The sequence below is a fragment of the Streptomyces sp. NPDC041205 genome (genome assembly GCF_055591765.1).
Map to the genome: position 1 here is coordinate 85,787 of NZ_JBVIZH010000006.1, position 14,434 is coordinate 100,220.

Genomic DNA, 14,434 nt, shown 5'->3' on the forward strand with positions numbered 1-14,434 from the left:
GGATGGCTTGTGCTACTGGTTGCCGCAGGCGGACATCTCCGGGGTGTCCAGCCAGGGCAGGTCGTGGCCCATGCGGTCCCGCTTGGTGCGCAGGTAGCGCAGATTGTGCTCGCCGACGGTGACCGGCATGGGCTCGCGCGCGGTGACCTTCAGGCCGTGCCGGGCGAGGGCTTCGGTCTTGTCGGGGTTGTTGGTGAGCAGGCGCAGGCTGCGTACGCCGAGGTCCTCCAGGATCTGGGCGCCGGCGCCGTAGTCGCGGGCGTCGGCGGGCAGGCCGAGTTCCAGGTTGGCGTCCAGGGTGTCACTGCCGCGCTCCTGGAGTTCGTAGGCGCGCAGTTTGGAGAGCAGTCCGATGCCGCGGCCCTCGTGGCCGCGCAGATAGACCACGACGCCACGCCCGGTGTCGGTGACGCGCCGCATGGACTCCTCCAGTTGCGGCCCGCAGTCACAGCGCAGGGAGTGGAAGACGTCGCCGGTCAGGCACTCGGAGTGGATGCGTACGAGGACGTCCTCGCCGGTGCCGATGTCGCCGTGGACGAGCGCGACGTGCTCGACCCCGTCGACGGTGGAGCGATAGCCGTACGCGGTGAACTCGCCGTAGGACGTGGGCAGGCGGACCTCGGCCTCGCGGCGGACGGTGGGCTCGGCGGTGCGGCGGTAGGCGATCAGGTCCTCGATGGAGATGATCGTCAGGCCGTGCCTGCGGGCGAACGGCACCAGTTCGGGCAGCCGCAGCATCCGGCCGTCCTCACCCGCGATCTCGACGATGGCCCCGGCGGGCCGCAGCCCCGCGAGCCGTGCGAGGTCGACGGCGGCCTCGGTGTGGCCGTCGCGCACGAGGACGCCGCCCGCCTTGGCGCGCAGCGGGAAGATGTGGCCGGGGCGGACGAAGTCGCCCGCGTCGGCCTTGCCGCCGGCGAGGAGCTGGAGGGTGGTGGCGCGGTCGGCGGCGGAGACGCCGGTGGTGACGCCGTGCGCGCCGCTGGCGTCGACGGAGACGGTGAAGGCCGTGCTCATCGACTCGGTGTTGTTCTCGACCATCTGCGGCAGGTGCAGGCGTTCGAGCTCGTCGCTCTCCATGGGTGCGCAGATCAGGCCGCGGCACTCGCTCATCATGAAGGCGACGATCTCGGGGGTGGCCTTCTCGGCGGCGATGACGAGGTCGCCCTCGTTCTCGCGGTCCTCGTCGTCGACGACCACGACGGGGCGGCCGGCCGCGATGTCGCGGATGGCCATCTCCACCGGGTCGAGGGCGAGGCCCTCGGCGCGGGCGGCCGGAGCGGGGGCCGCGGGCGACGGCTCCTGGTCCACGGGCGTGGGAGTGGGCTGAGCGGTCATGCCGGGGCTCCTTCCAGAGCGGGCCGCTGCTGGGTGGCGGGCTGCCGGGAGCGCAGCCACCAGTCGCGCAGGCCCCACAGGACGAGGGCGAGGTAGACGACGTACACGAACCCGGAGAAGGCGAGTCCGCTGGAGAAGGCGAGGGGGACGCCGACGATGTCGACGAGCAGCCAGGCGAACCAGAACTCGACCAGGCCGCGGGCCTGGGCCACCATCGCGGCGAGCGTGCCGACGAAGATGTAGGCGTCCGGCCAGGGGTTCCAGGACAGGTCGGGCAGGGCGGTGAAGAGCGCTCCGACGGCGAGGGTGCCGACGGCGGTGCCCGCGAGCAGGACGCCGCGCTCCTTCCAGGTGGCGAAGCGCACGGCGATGGAGCCGTCCTGCGCGGCGCGGCTGCCCCGCGTCCACTGCCGCCAGCCCCACAGGGCGACGCCGATGACGAGGAGCTGCTTGCCGACGCCGCCGGAGAGCTGCGCGGAGGCGTACGCGGCGACGAGGACGACGCCGGACAGGAACTGGGCGGGCCAGGTCCAGATGGAGCGGCGCCAGCCGAGCGCGAGGGCGATCAGGCCGATGCTGTTGCCGACCATGTCGGACCACATGATGTGCTGGCCGAAGGCGGTGAATGCCTCGGAGTTCAGCCAGTCGAACGTGCTCACTTCGACGCCTCCTGGTCCGGTTCCCCGGCCTTGGCGGCCGCGGCCTGTGCGGGCGTCACGGCGCCGGCGGCGAGCAGCCGCTCCACGTACTTGGCGATGACGTCGACCTCGAGGTTGACCGGGTCGCCGGGCTGCTTGATGCCGAGCGTGGTCAGGGCGAGGGTGGTCGGGATCAGACTGATGGTGAAGAAGTCGGCCCCGGCCTCGACGACGGTCAGGCTGACGCCGTCGACGGTGATGGAGCCCTTCTCCACGACGTAGCGGGCGAGTCCTTCGGGCAGGGAGATCTTGACGATCTCCCAGTTGTCGGACGGCTTGCGGTCGACGATCGTGCCGGTGCCGTCGACGTGTCCCTGCACGATGTGGCCGCCGAGGCGGGCGCCGACGGCGGTCGGGCGCTCCAGGTTGACCCGGGAGCCGGGGACGAGGGCGCCGAGGCTGGAGCGGTCGAGCGTCTCGGCCATCACGTCGGCGGTGAACTCGTCGTCCTCGTGCTCGACGACCGTCAGACACACGCCGTTGACGGCGATGGAGTCGCCGTGCTTCGCGCCGTCGGTGACGACGGGGCCGCGCAGCCGGAAGCGGGACGCGTCGCCCAGGTTCTCCACGGCGGTGACTTCGCCCAGCTCTTCGACGATTCCGGTGAACACTCAGTGCTCCTTCGTTCCGGGGCCCGCGACGGTCGCGGTGATACGCAGATCGGGTCCGAGCGCGACGCACTCGCGCACGTCGAGGCGCAACGCCTCGGTGAGGGTGGTGATTCCGCCGCCGGTGAGGGCGGCGGGGCCCGCGCCGAGCAGCGTGGGCGCGAGATAGCCGATGACGCGGTCGACGGCACCGGCGGCCACGAAGGCACCGGCGAGCGTCGGCCCGCCTTCGAGGAGCACGGATCGCACACCGCGGGCGTGCAGTTCGGCGAGCAGCGCGTCGATGTCGAGGCCGCCCGGGGCGCTCGACGGCGCGCGGTGCGCGGCGGGGGCGGCCGGGCGCTGCGCGCGGTAGGCGCCGCCGCTGGCGGTGAAGCGGTGTTCGAGGCGGGCCTCTTCGTCGTCGGCGTCCGGTCGCCCGGACGGCGCCGACGCGTCGGCGCCGTTCCCGGCCGCGCGCGGGGGGCGCGGGGCGCGCTCGACGTACGGCAGGTTCTCGGCGTCCGCGTGCTCGTCCGCGTACGGCAGATGCACCGTCTCCACGCCGGGCAGCGGCTCCACGCCCTCCGCGACGGCCACCAGCGTGGGCGCCGCGTCGTCCAGGACCCGGGCGCCCGGCCGCACGGCGGTGCCGTGGGTGTCGACGACGACCCGCAGCGGCTGGGCGGCGCCCTCGACGCCGCGCACCGCGAGGTGCGGGTCGTCGGCGCGCTGGGTGCCGGAGCCGACGACGACGGCGTCGCACTCGGCGCGCAGCCGGTGCACGTCGGCGCGGGACGCGGCGGAGCTGATCCAGCGGCTGGTGCCGTCGGCGGCGGCGATGCGGCCGTCGAGCGTGGCCGCGTACTTCCAGGTGACGTGCGGGCGGCCGGTGCGGACCGAGGTGAGCCAGGCGGCGTTGACCGTCTCGGCCTCCTCGGCGAGCAGGCCGGACTCGACGTCGACGCCGGCCGCGCGCAGGGTGGTGGCGCCGCCGGTCGCGTCGGGGGTGGGGTCGTCGACGGCGTACACGACGCGGGCGATCCCGGCGTCGAGGAGGGCCTGGGCGCAGGGGCCGGTGCGGCCGGTGTGGTTGCAGGGTTCGAGGGTGACGACGGCGGTGCCGCCGCGGGCCTTCTCGCCGGCCGCGCGCAGGGCGTGCACTTCGGCGTGCGGTCCGCCCGCGCGCTGGTGGTAGCCCTCGCCGACGGTGTCGCCTCCCGCGTCGAGGATGACGCAGCCGACGACGGGGTTGGGGCTCGTGAACCCGAGTCCGCGCGCGGCGAGCGCGACGGCGCGTCGCATGGCGATTGTTTCGGCTGCGGTGGCCACCGGGTCCTCCTGCCTCTTCGGGCACGGACTCCGGGGCTGTCGATGACGACGACACGTACGAGCGGAGAACACCGGCATGGATCGTCGCCGGGGTCGCCGGACGTCGAAAGAGACCGGTCCTCTGAGGAACCGAGCCATTACGACGAGGCGACACACATGACACATGTGTCCGCTCGCCGCGCACTGCCTCCCATCCGGACTTTCACCGTCGGTCCAGGAGTTTCACCTGGTCAACCGACCGCTGGAGGCGGCCGGGTCGCGGACTGTAACCGCCGGTTCGGAATTACACCGACCCCGGAGTGCGCTGCTACTGGTACCCGACCAGTGTGCCACGCCTGGTCACAGCCGTGCAGGGGAGATCCTGTGGGCTGGCTCACAGGCATCCACCCCCTCCCGCGACCCCTCCTTACCGCACCCCCGGGCGCATCGGGTCCCGAAAAGAGGATTGGTACATACCTATTGACGCACTGGTCTAGTCCTCTTAACGTCTGCGTCACTCCGAGGAGAGGCCCGCCCGGTGTGCGCACGCCGTGGGCCGCCGTCCCCGTTCGTTGTGCGACACCGAGCCTCCCCAGGAGGAACCGACGTGCCCACCCCCACCCGAGCGAGAGCCACGCTCCTGGCAGCCGGCGCAGCGGTCGCCGGACTGCTGATGAGCACCCTCGCCGCGACCACCTCGCACGCCGCCGACAACGAGTCCTGCCGTCCCGACGGCCTCTACAAGACCCCCGGCGTCGACGTCCCCTACTGCTCCGTCTACGACGCCGACGGCCGCGAGAAGATGGGCGCCGACCACCAGCGCCGCGTGATCGGCTACTTCACCGGCTGGCGCACCGGCAAGAACGGCGAGCCCGCCTACCTCGCGTCCGACATCCCCTGGGACAAGGTCACCCATCTCAACTACGCCTTCGCGCACATCGGGAGCGACAACAAGATCTCCGTGGGCGGTGACGGCGAGAAGAACGCCGCCACCGGAATGACCTGGCCGGGCGTCGCGGGTGCGGAAATGGACCCCGCGTACTCCTACAAGGGTCACTTCAATCTGCTGAATAAGTTCAAGAAGAAGCACCCGAACGTCAAGACCATGGTCTCCGTGGGCGGTTGGGCCGAGACCGGCGGCTACTTCGGCGACGACGGCAAGCGCGTGGACTCCGGCGGCTTCTACTCGATGGCCACCAACGCGGACGGCTCGGTGAACCAGGCGGGCATCGAGACCTTCGCGGACTCCACCGTCGCGTTCATCAAGAAGTACGGCTTCAACGGCGTCGACATCGACTACGAATACCCGACGACGATGAAGGACGCGGGCAACCCGCTGGACTGGCAGCTCGCCAACGGCCGCCGCGCGGGCCTGGTCAAGGGCTACGCGATCCTCATGAAGACGCTGCGCGAGAAGCTGGACCGGGCTGGTGCCGCCGACGGCAAGCACTATCTGCTGACCGTGGCCGCGCCGTCGTCCGGATACCTGCTGCGCGGCATGGAGACCTTCCAGGTCCAGAAGTACCTGGACTACGTCAACATCATGTCGTACGACCTCCATGGCGCCTGGAACGAATACGTCGGCCCGAACGCCTCCCTCTACGACGACGGGAAGGACGCCGAACTCGCTGCGGCGGGGGTGTACGGCAGCCAGCAGTACGGCGGGGTCGGATATCTCAACACCGACTGGGCCTATCACTACTTCCGCGGTTCGATGCCCGCGGGCCGCATCAACATCGGCCTGCCGTACTACACCCGCGGTTTCAAGAATGTGCAGGGCGGCACGGACGGGCTCTGGGGCAAGGCGGCGTCGACCGACTGTCCGGCCGGTTCCGGGCTGACCAAGTGCGGTGACGGCGCCGTCGGCATCGACAACCTGTGGCACGACAAGGACGACAAGGGCAAGGAGTCGCCCGCCGGGTCGAACCCGATGTGGCACGCCAAGAACCTGGAGAAGGGCGTCGTCGGCGACTACGTCACCAAGTACGGCTTCCCCGCCGACACCAAGCTCACCGGCACCTACGCGCGCAAGTACGACTCGACGCTCGTCGCGCCCTGGCTGTGGAACGCCGAGAAGAAGGTGTTCCTGTCCACCGAGGACGAGCAATCGGTGAAGGCCAAGGCCGACTACGTGGTCGACAAGGGCATCGGCGGCACGATGGTGTGGGAACTCGCCGGTGACTACACGTACAACTCCGCCAAGGGGCAGTACGAGATCGGCGACACGCTGACCACGGCAATGTACGACAAGTTCAAGTCGGCATCCCCGTACGGCGCGAAGGTCGCGGGCAAGGACCTGCCCGCCAAGGCCGTCGACATCGGCGTGGAGTTCGGGGACTTCAAGCTCGGCGACTCCAACTACCCGATCACGCCCAAGCTGAAGATCACCAACAACACGAAAACGACCCTCCCGGGCGGCACAGAGTTCCAGTTTGACTACTCGACCTCGGCTCCCGCCAACGCGTCCGACCAGTCCGGCTTCGGCACGAAGGTGATCAGCACCGGGCACACCGGCACCAACGTCGGCGGCCTCAAGGGCGACTTCCACCGGGTCTCGCTGAAGCTGCCCGCCTGGCAGACGCTGGCGCCCGGGGCGTCCGTGGACCTGTCGTTCAACTACTACCTGCCGGTGTCGACCCCGTCGAACTGGACGGTGAACATCGCCGGGACGACCTACGGGCTCGCCGGTGACCTGGCGCGCGGCACGACCGTGGTCGAACCCGGCACGGGCACCGGGCCCACCGACCCGCCGGACCCGACCGATCCGCCCGGCAAGTGCACCGCGCCCGCGTGGAGCACGTCGTCCGAGTACGGCTCCGGGACGACCGTGTCCCACAAGTCGCACACCTGGAAGTCCAAGTGGTGGACGAAGGGCGAGGAGCCCGGCACCACCGGCACCTGGGGCGTGTGGCAGGACCTCGGCGCCTGCTGACCCTCCGACCGGCGACCGCCCGGCCACGGCCCCGCGGTGCCCCGGACGGCTCCCCCCACGAACGCCCGGCGGCGGGTGAACCTGCCCTTGCCCCGCCGCCGGGCCCCGGCAAGCCCGGCCCGGACCGCCCCGAAGGCGGCCGGGCCGGTGGGCGTTCCTGGCGGCCCGGGCCCCCGTCACCCCCCAGGCGCGAAGAGTTCGTCCTGGGCCGCGTCCCGTGCCGTAAGCAGTGCGCCCCGCAGCACCGCCGCGCCGCCCAGCGCGCTGGCCCGGACCTCGGTCGGCAGGGGGGACATCGCGGCCACCCGCTCCCCCACCCGCCCCGCGAGGACCTCGCCGCCCGCGCGCCCCAACTCGCCGCCGAGCACCACGCATCCGGGGTCGAGGACGGCCACGACGGACGCCGCGCCGATGGCCACGCGGTCGGCGAGGGCGTCGAGGAACGGGGTGTGGCCGGACGCGACGGCGTGCCGGACCAGCGCGGCCGCGGGCAGTTCGCCCGGCTCGGGCGTCACCTTCAGGCCGTGGTCGGCGGCCAGGTCCTCGACCGCCGCCGACCCGGCCAGCGAGTGGAAGCCGCCGTCGCAGGCGGTCGCGGACGGCAGCCCTCCGGTGCCGGGGACGGGCAGGAAGCCGATCTCGCCGGTGCCGCCGGAGGCACCGCGGCGCAGGGTGCCGTCGAGGACGACGGCGGCGCCGGTGCCCGCGCCGAGCCAGAGCAGCACGAACGTGTCGCGGTCGTGCGCGGCGCCGTCGCGCTGCTCGGCGCGGGCGGCGAGGTTGGTCTCGTTCTCCACCAGGACGCGGGCGGGCAGCCGTTCGGTGAGGGCGGCGACGAGGCTCCGGTGCCAGGTGGGCAGGCCCGCCGAGTCGCGCAGGTCGCCGGTGGCCGGGTCGATGAGGCCGGGCGCGCCGACGCCCACCGTGTGCAGCCTGCTCGCGCCGCCCGCCCGCGCCGTGCGCTCGACGAGGGCCACGGCCCGCTCGACGGCGGGGCCGGTGCCGGTGCCGCCGCCGATCGGCACGGTCGCCTCGGCGAGCTGCGCGCCGAGCAGATCGGCCACGACCACGGACACGCTCTCGGTGCGCACGTCGAGCGCGGCCAGATGGGCCCGGTCGGCGACTATCCCGTAGAGGCGGGCGTTCGGGCCGCGGCGGCGCTCCCCGGTCTCGCCCACCACCGTGATCAGACCGGAGCCCTGGAGCCGTTCGACGAGGTCGGCGACGGAGGGCCGGGACAGGCCGGTGAGCTGCTTCAACTGTCCCGCCGTCAAGGGCCCTTCGCGCTGCAGCAGACGCAGCGCGAGCCGGTCGTTGATGGCCCGAGCGGTGCTCGGAGATGCGGGCATGGCGGGATCCTTCCACAGCGCTCCGGTCGGTCCGCCCTCCATCGAGGAGAGGCCACTTTCCGGACGCGCGCGATATTCGGTTCCCCGGCCCTCTTTTATCAGGCAGGGTTCCTGATAGTTTACTGCGGCGGTTCCGAACGGGACCGTGGAGGGGTGGAGCGGATGAGTGAGCAGCACCAAGTGGGGCAGGAGAAACGGCGGTTGAGCCGGGCCCGGATCGCCGTCGCGGTGATCTTCTGCGTGCACGGCTCGGTCGCCGGGTCGTTCGCGACTCGGGTGCCGTGGATCCAGGACCACACGGACATCAGCGCGGGCCTGCTCGGCCTGGCGCTCGCCTTCCCGGCGATCGGCGCCTCCGTGGCGATGCCGCTCGCGGGCTGGGTGAGCCACCGCTTCGGCGCCCGGACGGCGCTGCGCGGGCTGCTCGCCCTGTGGACGCTCGCGCTCACCCTGCCGTCGCTCGCGCCGAACCTGGTCACGCTCTGCGCGGCGCTGTTCGTGTACGGCGCGACATCGGGCATGGCGGACGTCGCCATGAACGCGCTCGGCGTCGAGATCGAGCAACGCATGGACAAGTCCATCATGTCCGGTCTGCACGGCATGTGGAGCGCGGGCGCCCTGATCGGCTCGGCGGGCGGCACGATCGCCGCCCATCTGCACGTCGACGCCCGCGTGCACCACGTCTTCGCCGCAGCGGTGCTCACCGTGCTCGGCCTGATCGCCTGTCAGGGCGTGCTCGACCTGCGCAGCGCGCCCGAGGAGGAGGCGCCGCCGCGGTTCGCGCTGCCGCCGAAGTCGGCGCTGCTCATCGGCGCGGTCGGCTTCTGCGCGGTGTTCGCGGAGGGCGCCAGCCTGGACTGGTCGGCGGTGTACCTCAAGGACGTGCTCGACTCCTCCGCGGGCCTGGCCGCCGCGTGCACGACCGGCTTCACGCTCACGATGGCCATCGCGCGGTTCGCGGGCGACAAGGTGGTCGACCGGTATGGCGCGGTCCGCACGGTGCGGGCGGGCGGGGCGTGCGCCGCGCTCGGCGGGCTGCTCGTGGTGACGGCGCAGCACGCGGCGATGGCCATGACCGGGTTCGCGCTCATGGGCCTCGGCATCGCGGTCGTCGTCCCGCTGGCGTTCGCCGCGGCCGGGCGCAGCGGCACGAACCCCAGCCAGGCCATCGCGGGCGTCGCCACCATCACGTACACCTCCAGCCTGGTCGCCCCGTCGGCGATCGGCGCGCTCGCCGACGCGACCAGCCTGGTGGCGTCCTTCTGCCTGGTCACGGCGCTGGCCTGTGGGCTCATGGCGTTCGCGGGGGTGCTGCGCACGGAGGGCCGCCCGGCGCCGTCGGTGCGGGCCGGTTCGGCGGAGGCGGAGGCGGCACCGGCGGACCGCAAGTCCTGACGGGCCCGCGAGTCCCCCCAGCCTCGCCATCCCCGCGAGCCCCGGAGCACTCAACCGGGCGCCCCCGGGCGGGAGTCGACACTCCCGCCCGGCGCCACCCCGCGGCCCCCGCGCCTCACCCCGCGATCGAGTCCAGTTGCTCGGCCGCCGGACGCAGCTCCCACAGGTCCCCGCCGGGCGGCCGCTCCAGCTTCGGCACGGCGGCCTTCGCTGCGGCCGACCCCGCGTCGGCGGCGGCGCGCACGACGTCGCTCGCCGCGTAGCGCAGGAACCCCAGCTCCGGGTGCGGCCACTTCGCCGCGCCGGTCGCGGCGGGCAGCAGATAGTCGACCGCCTTGACGAGGCTCTGCCCGTCCGGGCCCCGGTACGCCCACAGGTCCACGCCCACGTGCCTGCCGATGTCGGCGAGGCGCGTGTACGCCACCAGGTCGAACGTCGAGTAGTGCCAGCTGCGGGTGCGCGTGAGCTCCTGCGGCTGGCTGCCGTCGGCGGCGATCTGCGGGTCGATGCGCTGGGCGCGGGCGTTCAGGACGGTCCTGCGGGCCAGCGCCTTGTCGCCGTTGGCGTAGGCGAGGGCGGCGAGCTGCATGTCGTAGAAGGTGCCGTGGTTGTTCTTCGCGGCGGCCTCGTCCTTGCCGAACTGGCTGTCCACCAGCCACTTCTGGAAGCTCTTGGTCCAGGAGCGCATCTTCGCACGGTCCGACGAGGTCCAGCCCGGGGCGCCCGTGCCGAGGATCGCGAGGGCGTCGACGACGGAGGTGTACGACTGCGAGAAGTCGATGATGCCGATGGCGCGGCCGTCGTACTTGCAGGGGATGAACTGCCCGTGGTTCAGGTTCGGGTTCATCCGCGTCGCCGGGTCGAGGAACCAGGTGCGCAGGACCTTCGCGGCGTGCTCGGCGTACTTCCTGTCGCCCGTGTAGTACCAGGCGAGGGACAGCTCGTAGGCCGAGTCGAAGACGTTTTCCACGTCTCGGCGGTCGGTGCCGGTGTCGACCTCCGGGTTGCGCTCGCCGTCGCGCTGCTCGTACGGACACCCCCAGGGGTTGTCCGGAGTCCTCGGCTCGGTCGGCCACCAGTAGGGGGCCTGGCTCAGATAGTCGTGCGGGTCGCCGCTCGGTGCGGGCTTCGGCTTGTCGACGACCGTCCAGGGGCCCTTGCCGAGCCACTTGTCCGCGCGTGCCGTCAGGTGGCCCAGGGCCTCGCGGAGTCGCGGGTCGCCCCGGTCGAGCCGCCGCTTGGCGTCGGCCAGGCGCTCGCCGTCCAGGACGGCGGTGTCAGGGGCCTTCGGCTTCGCGGCCGCGGCCACCGGAGGCGGGCCTTGAGCCGGAGTCGCCGGCAGTGCCGTCACCAGGACGGCGGCGACGGCGGCCGTGGCGGTGAACAGGGCGCCTATGCGGGTACGGGCGCTCATCACGCTCCCATCAGATATGTGAACTCTGTTCAGTGACTTGGCCATGCCAACGTACCGGAAGCGCGCCGGAAAGGAGCCACCCTTACGTCGCACTAACATGTCGACGCTGATCGTCGACATGACGACACGGCCCGTCCCTGCGACGACACGGCTCGTCCCCGCGCACAGAAAGCGAACTCACCATGGATCTCGGCGTGCGCTGGAGACTGCACGGCGACGGGCGCACCCCCGCGCCCGGAGCCGTCGTCCGCCCCGATGAACGGCTCTCCTGGCCCCGCACCTTCGGGCTGGGTGCCCAGCACGTGGTCGCGATGTTCGGGGCGTCGTTCGTCGCGCCGGTCCTGATGGGCCTCGACCCGAACCTCGCGATCATGATGTCGGGCGTCGCGACGGTCATCTTCCTGCTCGCCACGCGCGGCCGGGTGCCCAGCTACCTCGGCTGTTCCCTGTCCTTCGTGGGCGTGGCCGCGGTGATCCGGGCGCAGGGCGGGTCGAGCGCGACCGTCACGGGCGCGGTGCTCGTGGTCGGCGCGGCGCTGTTCGTCGTGGGGCTCGCGGTACAGCGGTTCGGCGCGCGGATCATCCACGCCGCGATGCCGCCGATCGTCACGGGCGCGGTGGTGATGCTGATCGGCTTCAACCTGGCGCCGGTCACGGCCGCGACCTACTGGCCGCAGGATCAGTGGACCGCGCTGTGCGTGATGCTGTTCACCGGTCTGGCCGTGGTGTGCCTGCGCGGATTCTGGTCGCGCGTCGCGATCTTCCTGGGCCTGATCTTCGGGTATGCGCTGTCCTGGGTGCTCGACTCCGTCTTCGGCAAGATCCACTCGCAGGACGGCTCCGGCCAGGTCACCGACCACTGGCGCCTCGATCTGTCGGCCGTCGGGAACGCGGACTGGATCGGTCTGCCGTCCTTCCACGGGCCGAGCTTCGAGTGGTCGGCGATCCTGGTGGCGCTGCCCGTCGTGATCGCCCTGGTCGCCGAGAACGCCGGACACGTCAAGGCCGTAGGCGAGATGACCGGCGACTCCCTGGACGACAAGCTCGGCACCGCGATCTCCGCCGACGGTGCCGCGTCCGTGCTCTCCACCGCGGTCGGCGGCCCGCCCAACACGACGTACTCCGAGAACATCGGCGTGATGGCGGCGACCCGCGTCTACTCCACCGCCGCGTACTGGGCGGCCGCCGCCTTCGCCCTGCTCTTCGGCCTGTGCCCGAAGTTCGGCGCGGTCGTGGCCGCGATCCCCGGCGGTGTCCTCGGCGGCATCACCGTCATCCTGTACGGCATGATCGGGCTGCTCGGCGCGCAGATCTGGATCAACGCCGACGTGGACCTGCGCAATCCGCTGAACCTGGTCCCGGCCGCCGCGGGCATCATCATCGGCGTCGGCAACGTCTCGCTGAAGTTCACCGACAACTTCTCGCTCAGCGGCATCGCGCTCGGCACGATCGTCGTCATCACCGGCTACCACGTGCTGCGGGCGTTCGCCCCCGCCCACCTCAAGTCCCAGGAACCGCTGCTGGATTCGGGCACGTCCACGTACGACGACGCGGACGACACGCACAAGGACTCGGACGGGTTCCCTCGTTCTGGGTAAGCGCGAGCCCGGCGCGCCCGGGTGCCGCGCCGGGGCTGGGACCCTGCCCCCATGGCCCAGTCCGAGCGGATCGCCGAGCGCGCCCACCCCGTGCGCGAGGACAGCGGAACCGGCCGCCTCGCCGAGGGCGGCGTCGACGGCGTCCTCGCGCGGATGCGCGCCCTCGACGCCACGTGGCCGCGCCGCGACGGCGTCGCCGTCTTCAACCGCGTGTATCTGGCGGTCACCCAGGAGGTCGGCCGGAGCGTCGCGGCGGGCGCGTTCGACGACGTCAGGGCGGCGGTCACCCTCGACGTCCGGTTCGCCGAGCGCTATCTGCGGGCCGTGGACACCGCGGCGGCCGACGGGCACCCGCCCGCCTGCTGGCGCCCCCTGTTCCAGTTGCGCCGCCACCCCGGCGTGCGCGGCCTGCAGTTCGCGCTCGCGGGCATCAACGCCCACATCGGCCACGACCTGGCCCTCGCCGTCGTGGACACCTGCCACAGCCTCGGCTGCGCGCCGACCGACCTGGAGGACGAGTTCGACCACGTGGGCGACATCCTGGTCTCGCTGGAGGAACGCATCCGCGAGGACCTGATGCCGGGCCCCGACCTCTTCCAGGTCGCCGACCCCCTCACCCACCTGCTCGGCTCCTGGAGCCTGGACCGCGCCCGCGACGGGGCGTGGTCGGCGGCGCGCGCCCTGTGGGCCCTGCGCGACTTCCCGGGCGTGGCGGAGGAGATGCGGGCCCGCCTGGACGACACGGTGGGGCTTGTGGGCCGGATGCTGCTCACGCCTCTGCCGGACTGATCCCGCGGCGGGCTAGCGTGTGCGGGACCTGCCCCGGACCCCCAGGAGCTGTCGTGCCCTCTTGCCGACTCGGCCTCGGCCTGCCGCAGATGAAGCACTTCACCATCGGACGCGATGTCCCGCAGGTGGCGCGCGCCGCCGAGGAGACCGGGTTCGACAGCCTCTGGGTCTTCGAGCGCGTCCTGTTCCCCGATCCCCCGACCCAGGGCCTGTGGGGCATCCCGGGCAGGCCCTGGCCGGACACCTACCGCTCGGTCGCCGACCCCCTGGTCACGCTCACGCTCGCCGCCGCCGTCACCGAGCGGGTGCGCCTCGGCACCAGCGTCCTGGTGGCGCCCCTGCACGTGCCGTTCCAACTGGCCCGCTCCCTGGCCTCGTTGGACGCGGCGAGCGGCGGCCGGGTGGTCGCGGGCCTCGGCACGGGCTGGTCCCTCGACGAGTACGCGGCGGCGTCGGTGGCGCCGTACGAGCGGCGCGGCGCGGTCCTCGACGAGACGCTCGACGTGTGCCGGGCGGTGTGGGGCCCGGACCCGGTCGCGTACGAAGGGCCCGAGGGGACGCTGACGACGATCGCCCCGTCCGAGGTGGGCCCGAAACCGGCCCGCCCGATCCCGGTCCTGCTGCCCGCCAACAGCCCGCGCTCCGCCCGCAGGCTCGTGGACCGCGCCGACGGCTGGATGCCGGGCGCCGCGGGCCCCGCGCGCCTCGCCGAGGAGTGGCGGCGGCTCACGGACCTGGCCGCCGAGCGCGGCCGCACGGCCCCGATCCAGAGCGTCCTGCGGGCGAACGCGCGCTATACGCCGAAGCCGTACGACGGCCCCGACCGCGCCCCCTTCCTGGGCAACGCCGAGCAGATCGCCGAGGACCTGGTGGCGCACGCCGCGGCCGGGGTGGAGGAGATCCTCGTCGACCTCCAGGCGAGCGCCCGGGACGCGCGGGAGCTGACCGACGTGGCCGCCGCGGTGCACGCGGCGGCCAGGGAGGCCGGGCTCTGAGGGCTTCCCTCAGCCTCGCGGGCTGAGG

Annotated in this window: 11 protein-coding genes and 1 riboswitch; of the genes, 5 read left to right on the plus strand and 6 right to left on the minus strand. The window is 72.5% G+C overall.

Features of this window, described 5'->3' with window-relative positions:
* Positions 1 to 12: 12 nt before the first annotated feature.
* The 4 genes from ACZ6BG_RS25475 to ribD are packed head-to-tail and all read right to left on the minus strand — an operon-like array spanning position 13 to position 3,928.
* Complete coding sequence (locus ACZ6BG_RS25475; RefSeq protein ID WP_469005437.1) at positions 13 to 1,338, minus strand: bifunctional 3,4-dihydroxy-2-butanone-4-phosphate synthase/GTP cyclohydrolase II; 1,326 nt, start codon at positions 1,336 to 1,338, stop codon at positions 13 to 15.
* On the minus strand, positions 1,335 to 1,997 hold the full coding sequence (locus ACZ6BG_RS25480) for a nicotinamide mononucleotide transporter family protein (protein WP_469005439.1): 663 nt from the start codon (positions 1,995 to 1,997) through the stop codon (positions 1,335 to 1,337). Before ACZ6BG_RS25480 ends, ACZ6BG_RS25475 begins: the two co-directional genes overlap by 4 nt.
* Complete coding sequence (locus tag ACZ6BG_RS25485; protein WP_469005441.1) at positions 1,994 to 2,647, minus strand: riboflavin synthase; 654 nt, start codon at positions 2,645 to 2,647, stop codon at positions 1,994 to 1,996. Before ACZ6BG_RS25485 ends, ACZ6BG_RS25480 begins: the two co-directional genes overlap by 4 nt.
* Positions 2,648 to 3,928: a bifunctional diaminohydroxyphosphoribosylaminopyrimidine deaminase/5-amino-6-(5-phosphoribosylamino)uracil reductase RibD gene (ribD, locus tag ACZ6BG_RS25490; protein ID WP_469005444.1), complete on the minus strand. Its 1,281-nt coding sequence runs from the start codon at positions 3,926 to 3,928 to the stop codon at positions 2,648 to 2,650.
* A 203-nt stretch (positions 3,929 to 4,131) separates the two neighbouring features.
* Positions 4,132 to 4,262: riboswitch (FMN riboswitch) on the minus strand.
* Between the two features lie 279 nt (positions 4,263 to 4,541).
* Here ribD and ACZ6BG_RS25495 point away from each other — a divergent pair.
* Positions 4,542 to 6,866, plus strand: a complete 2,325-nt coding sequence (locus ACZ6BG_RS25495) for a chitinase C-terminal domain-containing protein (RefSeq protein ID WP_469005446.1) — start codon at positions 4,542 to 4,544, stop codon at positions 6,864 to 6,866.
* A gap of 176 nt (positions 6,867 to 7,042) precedes the next feature.
* Here ACZ6BG_RS25495 and ACZ6BG_RS25500 read toward each other — a convergent pair whose 3' ends face one another.
* Positions 7,043 to 8,215, minus strand: coding sequence for an ROK family transcriptional regulator (locus ACZ6BG_RS25500; protein ID WP_469005448.1), 1,173 nt, complete (start codon positions 8,213 to 8,215; stop codon positions 7,043 to 7,045).
* 162 nt (positions 8,216 to 8,377) lie between these two features.
* Between ACZ6BG_RS25500 and ACZ6BG_RS25505 the strand changes: the two genes are divergently transcribed.
* Positions 8,378 to 9,610: an MFS transporter gene (locus ACZ6BG_RS25505; RefSeq protein ID WP_469005450.1), complete on the plus strand. Its 1,233-nt coding sequence runs from the start codon at positions 8,378 to 8,380 to the stop codon at positions 9,608 to 9,610.
* 115 nt (positions 9,611 to 9,725) lie between these two features.
* Here the strand turns inward: ACZ6BG_RS25505 and ACZ6BG_RS25510 are convergent, their stop codons facing one another.
* The gene (locus ACZ6BG_RS25510; protein ID WP_469005452.1) at positions 9,726 to 11,024 is read right to left on the minus strand and encodes an alginate lyase family protein; all 1,299 of its coding nucleotides are present in this window, start codon (positions 11,022 to 11,024) and stop codon (positions 9,726 to 9,728) included.
* A gap of 182 nt (positions 11,025 to 11,206) precedes the next feature.
* Between ACZ6BG_RS25510 and ACZ6BG_RS25515 the strand changes: the two genes are divergently transcribed.
* The 3 genes from ACZ6BG_RS25515 to ACZ6BG_RS25525 all read left to right on the plus strand — a co-directional run bounded on the left by ACZ6BG_RS25515 (position 11,207) and on the right by ACZ6BG_RS25525 (position 14,406).
* Entirely contained in the window at positions 11,207 to 12,622 is a 1,416-nt protein-coding gene (locus ACZ6BG_RS25515; protein WP_468453331.1) for a uracil-xanthine permease family protein, read from the plus strand.
* A 51-nt stretch (positions 12,623 to 12,673) separates the two neighbouring features.
* Positions 12,674 to 13,411, plus strand: coding sequence for a DUF5995 family protein (locus tag ACZ6BG_RS25520; protein WP_469005455.1), 738 nt, complete (start codon positions 12,674 to 12,676; stop codon positions 13,409 to 13,411).
* Positions 13,412 to 13,500: 89 nt separating this feature from the next.
* Entirely contained in the window at positions 13,501 to 14,406 is a 906-nt protein-coding gene (locus ACZ6BG_RS25525) for an LLM class F420-dependent oxidoreductase (protein WP_469006186.1), read from the plus strand.
* The last annotated feature ends 28 nt before the right edge of the window (positions 14,407 to 14,434 follow it).